We start from the raw sequence: 724 nt of genomic DNA on the forward strand, positions 1-724 counted from the left end.
CGTGACGACGCCGTTCAGCATCGCCTCGACGCCCGAGATCAGCCCGTTTGCGGCCTGGAAGGCGAAATCGCCGATGGCACCGGGCAGGCTGCCCCAGATCGCCACGGCCGCATCATAGGCCCCTTGGAAGATCGCGGCCGTCCGGTCGCCGAAGCTGACGACGCCTGCGATGGTGCCCTCGAGGGCCGAGAGACCGGCCGCCTTCAGCCCCTCCCACCCGGCCGCCATCCGCGCGAGGGCAGCGTCCAGCGACAGCCCGATACGGGACCAGACCTCGCGGGCCAGATCGCCGAGCAGGCGGAAGGCCTCGCCCACGCCGCCGACACGGGTGACAAGCTGCGAGAACTGGTAGACCAGCTCGCCCGCGCCGACGATCAACGCCCCGATGCCGGTGCGGATGAGGGCACCGCGCAGGAACACGAGCGCCGTTGCGAGCCCGCGTACGGAGAGGGCGGCGGCGGCCAAGCCCGCCACCCAGCGCCCGGCCATGACGGCGGCGAAAGTCGCGGCATAAGAGGCGAGACGCCCGAGATTGCCGATCAGCCCGTCGATGGCCGAGCGCAGGATGCCGCCGTCCGAGGCCAGCGCAACGAAGGCATTGGCGAGCGCCTCGATGGTCGGGGCCACGGCGACGGCGATGCGGTTGCGCAACCCGTCGAAGACCAGCGATACGGTGCCCAGCGCCAGCTGCGTGCGGCGCAGGGCTTCCAGCGCATCGCTGTCC

At 71.7% G+C, this 724-nt stretch carries 1 pseudogene; it reads right to left on the reverse strand.

Annotated elements, in window-relative coordinates:
• Window positions 1-724, reverse strand: a pseudogene (locus E3D03_RS21085) (phage tail tape measure protein); the annotation flags it as partial.

It is taken from the genome of Paracoccus sp. DMF (genome assembly GCF_004407025.1).
GTDB classification, from domain to species: domain Bacteria; phylum Pseudomonadota; class Alphaproteobacteria; order Rhodobacterales; family Rhodobacteraceae; genus Paracoccus; species Paracoccus aminovorans_B.